The organism is Palleronia caenipelagi, from assembly GCF_007004065.1.
GTDB classification, from domain to species: Bacteria; Pseudomonadota; Alphaproteobacteria; order Rhodobacterales; family Rhodobacteraceae; genus Palleronia; species Palleronia caenipelagi.
Map to the genome: position 1 here is coordinate 173,324 of NZ_VFSV01000003.1, position 12,570 is coordinate 185,893.

A 12,570-nucleotide genomic window follows, 5' to 3' on the forward strand; every position below is an offset into this window, starting at 1 on the left:
CTGACCTACTTCTGCTTTTGCGCTTCCATCAGGGCCCGGAGCAGCTTTTCCTCGGACATATCGTCCTCGGCCGGCTTGTCAGGCTCTGCACCCATGAGAAGGGCCATGGCATCCTCTTCGGGTTCGTCCACCTCGACCTGGGTCTGGTGGCCCTCGATCATCCGCTCGCGAAGATCGTCGGCCTGCTGGGTTTCATCAGCAATCTCGCGCAGAGATACGACGGGATTTTTATCGTTATCGCGGTCAACCGTGATCGGCGCGCCCGACGCAATCTCGCGCGCACGGTGAGCCGCCAGCATGACCAGTTCAAACCGGTTGGGAACCTTGTCGACGCAATCTTCTACAGTGACGCGAGCCATCGAGATCTCCTGAATTCATACGAAATGCCGCACCACCCCCAGTGCGAAGACTTCGAAATAAGCCGATTAGCAACTAATCACAAGGGAAATTGCGGCTAATTACCGAGCTGGCCCACCTGTATCTCCGGATCCAAATCGAGAACTTCGATGCCGGAAAGGGCGCTGGCCGGCAAGGAATCGAGCATCTCCTTTACTGTCTGCCCCAGCACAGGATGACGCCAGGCCGGAGCGATGTCGCAGAGTGGCAGTAGCACAAACGCCCGGTCCTGCAGCCTTGGATGAGGTAAGATCAGCTCTGACGGCGCCTCCCGCATTTGAGACTCCAGATCCAGAGTCCGCCAGCGTTCATGCACCGCAGCGCTGGGTCGAATTTGATCACCGCAGGCGATCAGGTCAATATCCAACGTCCGCGCTCCCCAACGCCGCATTCTCTCCCGACCCAGGCCTGCCTCCACGTCATGCAACTCATGCAGCAAGGCTGCCGAGGGGTAGTTTGTCTGCAGAACCGCTGCAGCATTGACAAAATCCGGACCCGACCCCGCCGGGAAGGCCGGTGTTTTGTAAAACTTACTAAGGGCTTGGACAAAGCCAAGATTTTGTGCGATACTCGTTAATGAATTGGCGATTATTTTGACTGCACTATGGTGATCGTCAAATTTGTTGCTGCCGAACGCGAGCAAAACTTTAAATGGGGCTCCCCTATGCATGTGGGTATATTGCCTTCTTGCTATGGACCGGTACAACACTCGTGGAATTTCGAGCTGGCGGCTGCGGATGCATTGCTTACGGCGGCATAAGGGAATGTTGTGATGTTTTACAGAGACGAAAGACTGGCGCTGTTTATCGATGGCTCCAACCTATATGCCGCCGCCAAGTCTCTTGGGTTTGACATCGATTACAAACTTCTGCGTCAGGAATTCATGCGCAGGGGTAAGCTGCTGAGAGCATTTTACTACACGGCGCTCCTCGAAAACGAAGAGTACTCGCCGATCCGACCGTTGGTGGACTGGCTACACTATAACGGCTTTACGATGGTGACTAAGCCGGCCAAGGAATACACCGACAGCCAGGGACGGCGAAAGGTGAAGGGTAACATGGATATCGAACTGACGGTCGATGCCATGGAACTGGCTCCTAGGATCGACCACGCCGTTCTCTTTTCCGGTGACGGCGATTTCCGCCCGCTGGTTGAGGCATTGCAGCGGGCCGGGGTCCGGGTGTCAGTCGTGTCCACGATCCGGTCCCAGCCGCCGATGATTGCCGATGAACTGCGACGTCAGGCGGATAACTTCATCGAACTCGACGAGCTGCGCGAAGTGATTGGCCGTCCGCCGCGGGAAGAGCAAACTCAGGTCCGTGCCACCGGCTCGTGAGGCCAACAATAGCTTATGGAAGCGATCTGGTCGCTTCTGGGAATGTTCGTTGCAGCCTTTGGCGCCGCGACGCTTCTTCCGTTTCAATCTGAAATCGTCTTCGTCGGCCTGCAATTGCGCGGCGAAGTCCCTCTGAGCTTCGTGCTACTGGCGGCATCGGTCGGCAATGTGCTCGGCTCGGTGGTCAATTACGTACTCGGCGCATTGTTTGAGCGGCTGAAAGATCGCCGGTGGTTTCCCGTCACATCCGCACAGATGCAAAAGGCCCATGACTGGTACGCTAAATGGGGCGTCTGGAGCCTGCTGCTCAGCTGGGCGCCTTTTGGAGACGCCATCACCGTCGTGGCCGGGTTGCTTCGGACGCCCTTTCCATTGTTCCTCGCTCTGGTGACACTGGCCAAGACCGGACGCTATGTATTTCTCGCGCTGGCGACCGCCGGGCTGTCCTGAGCACGGAAACGGGGCTGGACCCCATAGCCCACGCCCCCTAGATCAGCGGCAGGAGGCCAAAGCCATGTCGAAACCAGATCTCACCCTCTATCTCGCTGCCCCGCGCGGCTTCTGCGCTGGCGTCGATCGTGCCATTAAGATCGTCGAAATGGCGCTCGAGAAATGGGGCGCGCCGGTCTACGTTCGCCATGAAATTGTCCATAACAGATACGTGGTGGACGGCTTGCGCGACCGCGGAGCCGTGTTTGTCGAAGAGCTGGACGAGGTCCCTGCCGACCGCCCGGTGATTTTCTCCGCCCATGGCGTACCGAAATCCGTGCCCGCTGCGGCGCAGGCCCGCGAAATGCTCTACGTGGACGCCACCTGCCCGCTGGTCTCGAAGGTCCATATCGAGGCAGAGCGCCACAGCGCCAACGGCCTTCAGATGGTGATGATCGGCCATGCGGGCCACCCGGAGACGCTCGGGACAATGGGCCAACTCCCCGAGGGCGAAGTGCTGCTGGTCGAAACCGCCGACGACGTGGCGACGCTGGAGGTCCGCGACCCCGAGCGGCTGGCCTATATTACCCAAACCACCTTGTCGGTGGACGACACGGCAGGGATCGTGTCGGCGCTGCAAACCCGCTTTCCAGCCATTGTCGGCCCCCATAAGGAAGACATCTGCTACGCCACCACCAACCGTCAGGCAGCCGTCAAAGAGATCTCGCCGAAGATCGACGCCTTGCTTGTGGTCGGCGCCCCCAATTCCTCGAATTCCAAACGTCTGGTCGAGGTTGGGCGCAATGCGGGATGCGCCTATGCCCAGCTGGTGCAGCGGGCGGACGATATCGATTGGCGGGCACTGGACGGCATCCGGTCCGTGGGCATAACCGCCGGGGCCTCTGCGCCCGAAGTGTTGATCGACGAGGTCGTGAGCGCCTTTGGGGAGCGTTACAATGTGGCGGTCGAGCAGGTCGTGACCGCTGAGGAAAATGTCGAGTTCAAGGTCCCTCGCGTCCTGCGCCAACCCGCCTGACCCCGGCATTCAAGTTTTCATAAAGAGGTTTTCTATGTCCCGTATCCCCCGCTCCGCTTTGCTGCTCGGGCTCGCCGGTGTCCTGCCCTTTCTGTGGGGCGCGGCGACATTGCTGCTGCCATCCTTGAACGCGTGGGCGCTAGCCAATGTTGGCCCGCGCTTTGTCGGCCCCTACGTCCAGCTATCCTACGGCACGGTTATTCTCAGCTTCATGTCGGGGGTGCTCTGGGGATTCGCGACCCGAGCCGAAGGACATGTGGCCGCAACGGGCTATGCGCTCTCGGTGATCCCGGCACTCTGGGCGTTCTTCTTCGTCGGCGGTGGCCCGACCTCGGCAGCCATGTATCTGATTCTGGGCTTTATTGGCATCCTCGGCCTCGATTGGATGTTCGCGCGGCAGGGGTTGGCGCCGGATTGGTGGATGCCTCTGCGGCTGCTCCTCAGCACCCTCGTGGTGCTCTCGCTCCTGCTCATCGTGATCTGATGGCCGAGCTTTTCGCCTATACCGACGGCGCCTGCTCCGGCAATCCGGGTCCCGGCGGTTGGGGAACGCTTCTCATCGCCCGCGATGGGGATTCTGAAGTGAAGAGGCGCGAGCTGAATGGTGGTGAGGCGCAGACCACGAACAACCGGATGGAGCTGCTGGCGGCGATCTCGGCGCTGGAGAGCCTCACCCGGCCCAGCCGCATCACTGTGGTCACAGACAGCCAGTATGTCAAAAACGGCGTGACCAGTTGGATTCACGGGTGGAAGCGCAACGGCTGGAAGACTTCCGCGAAGAAGCCGGTGAAAAACGCCGATCTCTGGCAGCGGCTCGACGAAGCACAGGAGCAGCACGAGGTTGACTGGGCCTGGGTGAAGGGCCATGCGGGCCACCCGGAAAACGAGCGCGCCGACGAACTCGCGCGCGAAGGGATGGCTCCGTTCAAGAAGAAGGCCACGCTATGACGATTCTGACTCTGCTCGACCACGCGGCAGTGTTTGTCTTTGCGCTCACCGGCGCCCTAGTCGCCAGCCGCGCCCAGCTCGACGTAGTGGGGTTCGTCTTCCTCGCGACGTTGACGGCCGTGGGAGGCGGAACCTTGCGCGACCTCTTACTCGACCGCCCGGTCTTCTGGCTCGAAGCACCCAGCTATCTGGGGTCTGCTGGAATTGCGGCGCTGATCGTCTATTTCACCGCTCACCTGCTGGAGAGCCGGTTGAAAACACTGTTCTGGCTCGACGCTGCCGCCCTTGGCTCAGCCGTCGCGGCGGGCGTCGGTGTCGCCATTGAGGCCGAGCTGCGCTGGCCTATCGTGCTCGTCATGGGCGTCGCTACGGGGACGTTTGGCGGACTGATGCGCGACGTGGTGGCCAACGAGGTGCCCCTGATTCTGCGGTCGGGCGAACTCTATGTAACGACCGCCCTCGCGGGGAGCCTGACCGCGCTGATCGCGTTGCAGTTTGGCCTCGCACTGCCGATCTGTTTGGCACTGGCGGCCCTCACCACATTCCTGTTGCGCGCGGGATCCCTCGCCTTTGGATGGAACCTGCCGCGCTACAAGCCGAGCCCGCCGCGCACATTCTAGATCTGTCGGGGATGAGGTGAGAAGCTGACAGCGACCCAAACGGGGCTCACTACGGCTGCTTCCTTCCGGACCTGACCGGGTTCGCGAGGCGCTTGCCCGCGCCAACTTCTCGCGGGTCAGATAACCCTCTGCCCCGGATCATGCAACCAGCTGAGCAATATTTCCAACAGTCCCGCGATTTTTCATGAAAAGTCGGCCCAGCATCTTCCCTTTTTGCGTGGAACACCCCACCTGTGCCGCATGCAAAACGCTGAATTTGTTACCTTTGGCGGCTCTGGACTCGACCGGGCAGCATCTGAACGCGCCAGCGACATTCAGGACAGCCTTCGCGCGCTCAATGAAAGCCGCACGGCGCTGTTCTGGCGCGGCAAGCCGTTCCTGACCCCCGACGACGAGAGCGGTGGGCTTCGTCTGATGCGTCTGCCATTGGATCACCCGGCGCTCAGCGATGGAGGTCTGACCGTTTATCTCGGCCGCGACGGCGCTGTGCCGACATTCGCCACCGATCTCTCGGCCTGGACGCCCGATGAACTGCCCGAAACTCTGAACAGCTTTGCGGACCCGTCAGAGCAAATCCACCCCTTCGTGCCGGACGGCTCATTTCAGGAACTGCGGAGCGCAATGACGCGGCTGAGCGCCCGTGCCGCTGAGTTGGCTGCCACCGGGCGCGCTTTGCTGGAGTGGCATCGGATCCACAGGTTTTGCGCCAATTGCGGCGCTCCCACAGATCCCACTCAGGGAGGCTGGCAGCGGGACTGCGAGGCCTGCGGCCGCCACCACTTCCCCCGCACCGACCCCGTCGTGATCATGCTGGTGACTCGCGGTAACTCGGTTCTTCTCGGCCGCTCGCCCGGTTGGCCAGACCGGATGTACTCTCTTCTGGCAGGCTTCATCGAGCCGGGAGAAACAGTCGAAGCCGCCGTGCGTCGTGAAACCTGGGAAGAGGCAGGTGTTCGGGTCGGTACTGTCACCTATCTGGCCAGTCAGCCGTGGCCATTTCCAGCGTCACTCATGCTCGCCTGCCATGCCGAAGCAACCAGCTCGGAAATTTCCTGCGATCCTCAGGAGATCGAGGATGCCCGGTGGATAAGCAAAGAAGAGATGCTGTCGTGCTTTGCAGGTCTGCATGAGGTCTTGCCTCCGCGGAAAGGCGCTGTCGCAGAACATATCCTAAAGAACTGGGTTGCAGATACACTCGATTGAGGACAAACCGCTCTCGCAGGTAACCATGGTAAGTAGATGAAGATTTCAACCCGCCACGACATCGCTGCACCTCCCGGTGAGGTGTTTGCGGCGCTGAGCGATTTTGATCGTCTCGAACGACTGCTCATGGAATCCGGTGCGGAAGTTTCCCGGACTGATGATCGGTCCCATGGGCCAGCTGGCGCGACCTGGACCGCAAAGTTTACCTATCGGGGTCGGACGCGGCGTGCCGAGGCGTCAGTGGTGACGTTTGACCTTGATCAGCAGATTGCCATGCGGACCAAGATCGACGGGCTTGTTACAATTGCCAATACGGAACTTCTGCCAATCGGCGACAGCAAAACCCGTATGTTCGCGGCAATCGATTTGCGCCCGACGACCTTTACCTCACGTCTTCTTGTTCAGTCTCTGAAACTCGGGCGCGGGCGCCTGCAGAAGCGTCTGAAGAAGCGCTTGATCCAGTTCGGTGATCACGTCGAGGCGTCACGCTAACTGCGGTTTCAGGCCGATCTGTCAGATCGACCCGGTCCATCGTTGAAATCGCGAATCAGTCCCGTGCTGCCATCGCATCGAGCCGAGCCTTCAGGGCTTCGTTTTCTTCACGGGCTTTTTGCGCCATGGCACGCACCGCATCGAACTCTTCGCGGGTAACAAAGTCCCGATCCGCCAGCCAGCGGTCCATCAGGCTCTTCATCGCGGTCTCGGCTTCATCCTTCGCACCCTGAGCGACGCCCATGGCATTGGTCATCATCTGCGAAATATCGTCGAAGATCTTGTTACGGGTCTGCATGGGAACTCCTTTGCTTTGTGCCCGATATGGCGGCGCGGGCGCGTATTCTCAAGGTTGACATTACCGCGCAGGCCGGGGTTTTTCGCTCCATGATCAGGTCCATCCCTTTCCCCGACATCTCACCGGAGATCTTCACCCTCCGAATCGGCGACTTTGTGCTCGCCCCCAAATGGTACGCGATGGCCTACATCGTGGGCATCCTTGTGGGCTGGGCGATCATCGCCGCCGCCATGCGCCATCCCAAGCTCTGGCCCGATGACACTGCGCCGATGAGTCCCAAGAGCGTCGAAGACCTGATCACCGCCATCGTAGTTGGGGTGATTCTCGGCGGACGGCTCGGCTATGTGCTGTTTTACCAGCCGGACTACTACCTCTCCCACCCGCTCGAGATCCTCTATGTCTGGCAGGGGGGCATGTCCTTCCACGGGGGGCTGCTCGGCGTTGGTGCAGCAGCGCTGTGGTTTTCCATGCGGCGCGGCGTCCCGTGGCGGAGCCTCTTTGACGCACTCGCTCTGGGTACTCCTGTCGGGCTGTTCCTTGGCCGAATCGCCAACTTCATCAATGCAGAGCTTTGGGGCGCACCGACCACCCTGCCCTGGGGCGTGGTCTTTCCCGGGGCGACAGCACAAGACTGTCCCGGCATCACCGGCCCCTGCGCTCGCCACCCGTCGCAGCTCTACGAGGCCGCACTGGAGGGGCTGCTCCTCGGCATTATCATCTGGGTCCTCGGATTTGCGCTGGGCAAGCTGAAGCGGCCGGGGTTCGTCGCTGGCATATTCCTCGCGGGTTATGCCCTGTCGCGGATGCTGGTCGAGACGGTCCGTCAGGCTGACGCACAATTCGTCACACCGGACAATCCGGCGGGCAATGTGCTGCTCGGTCTCTCCATGGGGCAGCTGCTGTCGCTGCCAATGTTGCTGCTCGGGCTGGTGCTGATCGTCACGGCGCGGCGTCAATGACCGAGCTGGCAGAGGCTTTGAGACGGCAGATCGCCCAGACCGGCCCGCTGACCGTGGCCGAATACATGACCACATGTCTGCTGCACCCGAGGCTGGGCTACTACACCACTCGCGATCCGCTGGGCGCAAACGGAGATTTTGTCACCGCGCCAGAGATCAGCCAGATGTTCGGGGAGCTCATCGGCCTTGCGCTGGCCCAGAGCTGGCTCGATCGAGGCGCCCCCAGTCCCTTCGTGCTGGCGGAGCTCGGCCCCGGGCGTGGGACGCTGATGGCGGATCTTCTGCGTGCTACCAAAGGCGTCCCCGGCTTTCATGACGCAGCGCAAATCCATCTGGTGGAAGCCTCCCACACTCTGCGTGCCCGCCAGCGGGACATCCTCGCCGCCTATGAGGTCACATGGGTGGACGCTGTGGACGAGATGCCCCCGATGCCACTCTTTCTCGTGGCCAACGAATTCTTTGACTGTCTGCCGATTCGCCAGTTCCTGCGCGATGGCGACGGGTGGCGCGAGCGTGTCGTGACGGTGCAGGACGACATGCTGGTCTTTGCCCTGACCGATGCCACGCCCCTTGCAGCACTGAATCACAGGCTTGAGGACACACATAACGGCGATCTGGTCGAAACCTGCGCCGCATCAGAGGCCATCGCCTGCACGCTCGGGGAGCGGATTTCCACGGAGGGCGGCGTTGCGCTGATCATCGATTACGGCTCGGAAATCTCTCTTGGCGACACGTTCCAAGCCGTACGAGCCCAGCAGAAGGAGTCACCTCTGGCCCAGCCCGGCGAGGCTGACCTGACCGCCCATGTGGATTTCGGAGCACTGGCCCGCAACGCCGCGCCTGCCACGGCCAGCGCGCTTGTGCCACAAGGGGTCTGGCTGGAACGGCTTGGTATCGTTGAGCGGGCCCGAAGCCTCGCGAGTCGGATGACGGGGGCCGCTCTAGAAAATCACATTGCCGGATTGCGGAGGTTGACCCATCCCGACGAGATGGGCACGCTGTTTCGCATCATCGCGTTGCATGACGGGCGCGCGACCCCACCGGGACTGGAGCCTGCACAGTGACTGTTGCCCGCCTCACATCCGATCTCATCCCCGCTGCACACGGGTTCTATACCCGCGTTGGCGGGGCCTCCTCCGGTGTTTTCGCCGGATTGAATTGCGGCAAAAGATCCTCGGATCAGGGCGAGATTGTCGAGATCAACCGCATCCGTGTGGCCGAGGATATGGGCGTCGGCAGTGATCATCTGCTGACAGTCAATCAGGTCCATTCCCCCCGCGCCATCGTAGTCCGGGAGCCTTCCGATACGGAGAGCGTGGAGGCCGACGCCATGGCCACCGCCACACCGGGCCTCGCTCTGGGAATTCTGACCGCCGATTGCATGCCAATTCTGTTTTCCGACCCTGACGCCGGAGTGATCGGTGCCGCCCACGGGGGATGGCGCGGGACGCTGGACGGGGTGATCGAAGCGACACTCGACGCCATGGAGCAGCTTGGCGCGCAGACAGAACGGGTCCACGCTGTCATCGGGCCGTGTATCAGTCAGGCGAATTATGAAGTCGGGCCCGAGCTGTTCGACTCTTTCCGCGACGAGCATCCCGATTACACGCAGTTCTTTACCGCGGGTCAGGGGGACCGGATGCTGTTCGACCTGCCCGGGCTGGGCCTCTACCGGCTGCGGGAGGCAGGTGTCGCCGAGGCGGAGTGGATCCGTCACTGCACCTACGCCGACCCCGCACGATTCTTTTCCTATCGTCGCGCCACCCACCGCAAGGAAGCGGATTATGGTCGCCTGATTTCGGTAATCCGGCTTTGATCAGGGCGTCTTAGACAGACGGTCTTCCATCACTTCGAAGGGGATGCCCGGGACTTCCTTGCTGGTCCGGATCACCAGCGAGGTCTTCACGCTCTCCACATTCGGCGCGCCCAGCAGGTCCGAGGTCAGAAAGTTCTGGAACGATGACAGGTCCGGAGCGACGCATTTCAGGATGAAATCCACCTCGCCGTTCAGCATGTGGCATTCCCGGACCAGCGGCCAGTTGTCGCAACGCTCCTGAAACTCAAGCAGATCCGCTTGTGCCTGGCTGTGCAGCCCGACCATGGCAAAGACCTGCACTTCGAACCCAAGCGCCCGTACATCGACCTGCGCGTGGTAGCCGCGAATGTATCCCGCCTCTTCGAGGGTGCGCACACGGCGCAGGCAGGGCGGCGCGGAGATGCCGACACGCTTGGCCAGCTCCACGTTCGTCATCCGGCCATCGCGCTGCAATTCAGCAAGAATTTTGCGATCGATCGCGTCGAGTTTCTGTCCCGGCATCCTGCCCTCTCGCATTTTGAACTTTGTTTACGCCCCCTGAACAGCATACGCAATAAAGTTGCAAGAGGGCGCAACTTCATTGCCGCACTTTCGGGGTCCCGGAGAAACGCCTATATGCCCTCAAGCAATTCGGAGGAACAGATGGCCGACGCTCGAAAAGTGAAAATTCTTATCATTGGCTCCGGTCCGGCGGGCTACACTGCTGCGGTCTATGCGGCGCGGGCCATGCTGGATCCGGTCGTGGTGCAGGGCATCCAGCCCGGCGGCCAGCTCACGATCACCACCGACGTGGAGAACTGGCCCGGCGAGACTTCGATCATGGGTCCCGACCTGATGGTCCGCATGGAGGCCCACGCCCGCGAGATGGGTGCCGAGATCGTCTCCGATCACATCTCGTCCCTCGACCTGTCGAAGCGCCCTTTTGTTGCGACTGCGGATAGCGGCACTGTGTTCGAAGCCGATGCGGTGATCCTCGCCACCGGCGCACAGGCCCGCTGGTTGGGTCTGCCAACCGAGGAGGCCTTCAAAGGCTTCGGCGTGTCCGCCTGCGCGACCTGTGACGGGTTCTTCTATCGCGGTCAGGAGGTTGCGGTAATCGGCGGCGGAAATACGGCGGTCGAGGAGGCGCTGTTCCTGACGAACTTTGCCTCGAAGGTCACGCTGATCCACCGCCGCAACGAACTCCGCGCCGAGAAGATTCTGCAAAAACGCCTACTGGAGCACCCGAAGGTCGAGGTGATGTGGGATCATCAGCTCGACGAAGTCTATGGCACCGACATGCCCAAAGGCGTCGAAGGGGTTCGCGTGCGTCACGTGGAAACCGGCGCGATCACCGAGGTTCCCGTCAAGGGCGTCTTCATCGCCATCGGTCACGCCCCGGCCTCAGAGCTGGTCGCCGATCAACTGGAGACCCATATGGGCGGTTACGTGGTGACGAAGCCGGACTCCACGGCCACCTCGATCCCCGGTGTTTTTGCCGCCGGTGACCTCACCGACCATAAATATCGTCAGGCCGTGACCTCCGCCGGCATGGGTTGCATGGCCGCGCTCGAAGCAGAACGCTTCCTCGCTGAGGCAGAGAACGAGGTGACCGCGCCTGCGGGCGACGTGGCCGCCATCGGTTAAACGCATCCAAAAACAACGGGCTGGCCTGTACCCCCAGGAGCAGCCCGCCACCGTCTCGGCGGGTTTTTGCCAACAATTTACACCAACCTCTTCCCTCCGCGGCGACTGCATGACATGTGTTCAGCGTTGAACATACAATGAGTCGCCGCGATATGTCCTCGCCCACCGCCAACTTGCCGGAAGAAGACCAGCTCTTCCTGCTCCTGCGCCAGCTCGACAGGGCACCGGAGGCCTCGCAGAGGGCTACGGCGGAGGCGCTGGGCATTTCGCTCGGGCGGCTCAACACTTATCTGCGGGCGGTCAGCGCGGCGGGTCTCATCGAGATTTCCGACCGGGCCGGTCCCGACCGCCGTCAGCGCTATGCCTATAGCCTGACCTTGCGGGGGGCAGCCGAGAAAACCCGGCTGGCCGACCGCTTCCTCGCCCGAAAATTCGCCGAGTATGACGCGCTTCATGCCGAACTGACCGGGACCAGCAGCGAGATGGTCCCCCTGAAACACAGGACCAAACTGATGCAAAGCAATCTTGCCCCCATTCCCGAACTTTACGTGTCGTATGACAGCGCGCAGAAGCTGAAGGTTGAGGCCGCCGATCTGGTGTCCCATGACCTGAACCCGCGGCAGATCTGCGATCTGGAGCTGTTGATGAATGGCGGTTTCAACCCGCTGAAGGGCTTTCTCTCCGAGGCCGATTATGACGGCGTCGTCGAAAACATGCGCACGGCGGACGGTACCCTCTGGCCGATCCCGATCACTCTGGACGTGAAGGAAGACTTCGCCGCTTCCGTCGAAATCGGGCAGGACATCGCTCTGCGCGATCAGGAAGGCGTGATCCTCGCCACCATGACCATCACCGACAAGTGGAAGCCGAACAAGGCGCGCGAGGCCGAGAAGGTCTTTGGCGCCGACGATTCGGCCCACCCGGCCGTGAACTACCTGCACAACACCGCGGGCGACTGGTATCTGGGTGGCCCGGTGACCGGCATCCAGCAGCCGGTGCATTATGACTTCCGCGCCCGTCGCGACACCCCCAACGAGCTGCGCGCCTATTTCCGCAAGCTCGGCTGGCGCAAGGTCGTGGCCTTCCAGACCCGCAACCCGCTGCACCGCGCGCACCAGGAACTGACCTTCCGCGCCGCCAAGGAAGCGCAGGCCAACCTGCTGATCCACCCTGTGGTCGGCATGACGAAGCCGGGCGACGTGGACCACTTCACCCGCGTGCGCTGCTACGAGGCGGTGCTGGACAAGTACCCGCAATCGACCACCACCATGTCGCTCTTGAACCTCGCCATGCGCATGGCCGGCCCGCGTGAAGCCGTCTGGCACGGGATCATCCGCAAAAACCACGGCTGCACCCATATCATCGTGGGCCGCGACCACGCCGGTCCGGGCAAGAACAGCCAGGGTGAAGA

Annotated in this window: 17 protein-coding genes and 1 other RNA gene; 13 read left to right on the plus strand and 5 right to left on the minus strand. The window is 61.6% G+C overall.

The window, feature by feature from the left end:
- Positions 1-5 precede the first annotated feature (5 nt).
- Together rpoZ and folK are read right to left on the minus strand one after the other, a co-directional pair.
- Entirely contained in the window at positions 6-359 is a 354-nt protein-coding gene (rpoZ, locus tag FEV53_RS02795; RefSeq protein ID WP_142833299.1) for a DNA-directed RNA polymerase subunit omega, read from the minus strand.
- A gap of 95 nt (positions 360-454) precedes the next feature.
- Entirely contained in the window at positions 455-1,039 is a 585-nt protein-coding gene (gene folK, locus FEV53_RS02800) for a 2-amino-4-hydroxy-6-hydroxymethyldihydropteridine diphosphokinase (protein ID WP_185962073.1), read from the minus strand.
- Between the two features lie 129 nt (positions 1,040-1,168).
- Between folK and FEV53_RS02805 the strand changes: the two genes are divergently transcribed.
- The 6 genes from FEV53_RS02805 to FEV53_RS02830 all read left to right on the plus strand — a co-directional run bounded on the left by FEV53_RS02805 (position 1,169) and on the right by FEV53_RS02830 (position 4,765).
- Positions 1,169-1,732: a LabA-like NYN domain-containing protein gene (locus FEV53_RS02805; protein WP_142833301.1), complete on the plus strand. Its 564-nt coding sequence runs from the start codon at positions 1,169-1,171 to the stop codon at positions 1,730-1,732.
- A 15-nt stretch (positions 1,733-1,747) separates the two neighbouring features.
- Positions 1,748-2,182, plus strand: coding sequence for a YqaA family protein (locus tag FEV53_RS02810; protein WP_142833302.1), 435 nt, complete (start codon positions 1,748-1,750; stop codon positions 2,180-2,182).
- A gap of 64 nt (positions 2,183-2,246) precedes the next feature.
- Entirely contained in the window at positions 2,247-3,197 is a 951-nt protein-coding gene (gene ispH, locus FEV53_RS02815) for a 4-hydroxy-3-methylbut-2-enyl diphosphate reductase (protein WP_142833303.1), read from the plus strand.
- Positions 3,198-3,231: 34 nt separating this feature from the next.
- Complete coding sequence (locus FEV53_RS02820; RefSeq protein WP_142833304.1) at positions 3,232-3,681, plus strand: DUF3429 domain-containing protein; 450 nt, start codon at positions 3,232-3,234, stop codon at positions 3,679-3,681.
- Positions 3,681-4,145 (plus strand): ribonuclease HI, encoded by a 465-nt coding sequence (gene rnhA / locus FEV53_RS02825; protein WP_142833305.1) that lies wholly within the window; start codon positions 3,681-3,683, stop codon positions 4,143-4,145. Before FEV53_RS02820 ends, rnhA begins: the two co-directional genes overlap by 1 nt.
- Complete coding sequence (locus tag FEV53_RS02830) at positions 4,142-4,765, plus strand: trimeric intracellular cation channel family protein (protein ID WP_142833306.1); 624 nt, start codon at positions 4,142-4,144, stop codon at positions 4,763-4,765. The genes rnhA and FEV53_RS02830 overlap by 4 nt, the downstream gene beginning before the upstream one ends.
- Positions 4,766-4,779: 14 nt before the next feature.
- Here FEV53_RS02830 and ffs read toward each other — a convergent pair.
- An RNA gene (gene ffs / locus FEV53_RS02835) (signal recognition particle sRNA small type) lies at positions 4,780-4,877 on the minus strand.
- A 128-nt stretch (positions 4,878-5,005) separates the two neighbouring features.
- Here ffs and nudC point away from each other — a divergent pair.
- Together nudC and FEV53_RS02845 are read left to right on the plus strand one after the other, a co-directional pair.
- The gene (nudC, locus tag FEV53_RS02840; protein WP_142833307.1) at positions 5,006-5,968 is read left to right on the plus strand and encodes an NAD(+) diphosphatase; all 963 of its coding nucleotides are present in this window, start codon (positions 5,006-5,008) and stop codon (positions 5,966-5,968) included.
- A gap of 36 nt (positions 5,969-6,004) precedes the next feature.
- The gene (locus FEV53_RS02845; protein ID WP_142833308.1) at positions 6,005-6,460 is read left to right on the plus strand and encodes an SRPBCC family protein; all 456 of its coding nucleotides are present in this window, start codon (positions 6,005-6,007) and stop codon (positions 6,458-6,460) included.
- Positions 6,461-6,515: 55 nt separating this feature from the next.
- On the opposite strand, the gene FEV53_RS02850 is transcribed toward FEV53_RS02845, so the two are convergent.
- Complete coding sequence (locus FEV53_RS02850; protein WP_142833309.1) at positions 6,516-6,758, minus strand: accessory factor UbiK family protein; 243 nt, start codon at positions 6,756-6,758, stop codon at positions 6,516-6,518.
- An 89-nt stretch (positions 6,759-6,847) separates the two neighbouring features.
- Here FEV53_RS02850 and lgt point away from each other — a divergent pair, with 89 nt between their 5' ends.
- The 3 genes from lgt to pgeF are packed head-to-tail and all read left to right on the plus strand — an operon-like array spanning position 6,848 to position 9,533.
- Positions 6,848-7,717: a prolipoprotein diacylglyceryl transferase gene (gene lgt / locus FEV53_RS02855; protein ID WP_142833310.1), complete on the plus strand. Its 870-nt coding sequence runs from the start codon at positions 6,848-6,850 to the stop codon at positions 7,715-7,717.
- On the plus strand, positions 7,714-8,781 hold the full coding sequence (locus FEV53_RS02860) for a class I SAM-dependent methyltransferase (RefSeq protein ID WP_142833311.1): 1,068 nt from the start codon (positions 7,714-7,716) through the stop codon (positions 8,779-8,781). Before lgt ends, FEV53_RS02860 begins: the two co-directional genes overlap by 4 nt.
- The gene (pgeF, locus tag FEV53_RS02865; RefSeq protein ID WP_142833312.1) at positions 8,778-9,533 is read left to right on the plus strand and encodes a peptidoglycan editing factor PgeF; all 756 of its coding nucleotides are present in this window, start codon (positions 8,778-8,780) and stop codon (positions 9,531-9,533) included. The genes FEV53_RS02860 and pgeF overlap by 4 nt, the downstream gene beginning before the upstream one ends.
- Here pgeF and FEV53_RS02870 read toward each other — a convergent pair whose 3' ends face one another.
- A complete protein-coding gene (locus FEV53_RS02870) occupies positions 9,534-10,034 on the minus strand; it encodes an Lrp/AsnC family transcriptional regulator (RefSeq protein ID WP_142833313.1) in 501 nt (166 codons plus the stop codon).
- A gap of 141 nt (positions 10,035-10,175) precedes the next feature.
- Here FEV53_RS02870 and trxB point away from each other — a divergent pair, with 141 nt between their 5' ends.
- Both trxB and sat read left to right on the plus strand, forming a co-directional pair.
- Positions 10,176-11,159 (plus strand): thioredoxin-disulfide reductase, encoded by a 984-nt coding sequence (gene trxB / locus FEV53_RS02875; protein ID WP_142833314.1) that lies wholly within the window; start codon positions 10,176-10,178, stop codon positions 11,157-11,159.
- 137 nt (positions 11,160-11,296) lie between these two features.
- On the plus strand, positions 11,297-12,570 hold a 1,274-nt coding region (sat, locus tag FEV53_RS02880), incomplete at its 3' end, for a sulfate adenylyltransferase (RefSeq protein ID WP_425465468.1).

Excerpts from the sequence above, each read along its gene's own strand:
- rnhA (WP_142833305.1), top strand. The coding sequence starts at position 3,681 with ATGGCCGAGCTTTTCGCCTATACCGACGGCGCCTGCTCCGGCAATCCG.
- FEV53_RS02805 (WP_142833301.1), top strand. The coding sequence starts at position 1,169 with ATGTTTTACAGAGACGAAAGACTGGCGCTGTTTATCGATGGCTCCAAC.
- FEV53_RS02820 (WP_142833304.1), top strand. The coding sequence starts at position 3,232 with ATGTCCCGTATCCCCCGCTCCGCTTTGCTGCTCGGGCTCGCCGGTGTC.
- FEV53_RS02870 (WP_142833313.1), bottom strand. The coding sequence starts at position 10,034 with ATGCCGGGACAGAAACTCGACGCGATCGATCGCAAAATTCTTGCTGAA.
- trxB (WP_142833314.1), top strand. The coding sequence starts at position 10,176 with ATGGCCGACGCTCGAAAAGTGAAAATTCTTATCATTGGCTCCGGTCCG.
- FEV53_RS02830 (WP_142833306.1), top strand. The coding sequence starts at position 4,142 with ATGACGATTCTGACTCTGCTCGACCACGCGGCAGTGTTTGTCTTTGCG.
- rpoZ (WP_142833299.1), bottom strand. The coding sequence starts at position 359 with ATGGCTCGCGTCACTGTAGAAGATTGCGTCGACAAGGTTCCCAACCGG.
- FEV53_RS02845 (WP_142833308.1), top strand. The coding sequence starts at position 6,005 with ATGAAGATTTCAACCCGCCACGACATCGCTGCACCTCCCGGTGAGGTG.
- lgt (WP_142833310.1), top strand. The coding sequence starts at position 6,848 with ATGATCAGGTCCATCCCTTTCCCCGACATCTCACCGGAGATCTTCACC.
- nudC (WP_142833307.1), top strand. The coding sequence starts at position 5,006 with ATGCAAAACGCTGAATTTGTTACCTTTGGCGGCTCTGGACTCGACCGG.
- ispH (WP_142833303.1), top strand. The coding sequence starts at position 2,247 with ATGTCGAAACCAGATCTCACCCTCTATCTCGCTGCCCCGCGCGGCTTC.
- FEV53_RS02850 (WP_142833309.1), bottom strand. The coding sequence starts at position 6,758 with ATGCAGACCCGTAACAAGATCTTCGACGATATTTCGCAGATGATGACC.
- FEV53_RS02860 (WP_142833311.1), top strand. The coding sequence starts at position 7,714 with ATGACCGAGCTGGCAGAGGCTTTGAGACGGCAGATCGCCCAGACCGGC.
- FEV53_RS02810 (WP_142833302.1), top strand. The coding sequence starts at position 1,748 with ATGGAAGCGATCTGGTCGCTTCTGGGAATGTTCGTTGCAGCCTTTGGC.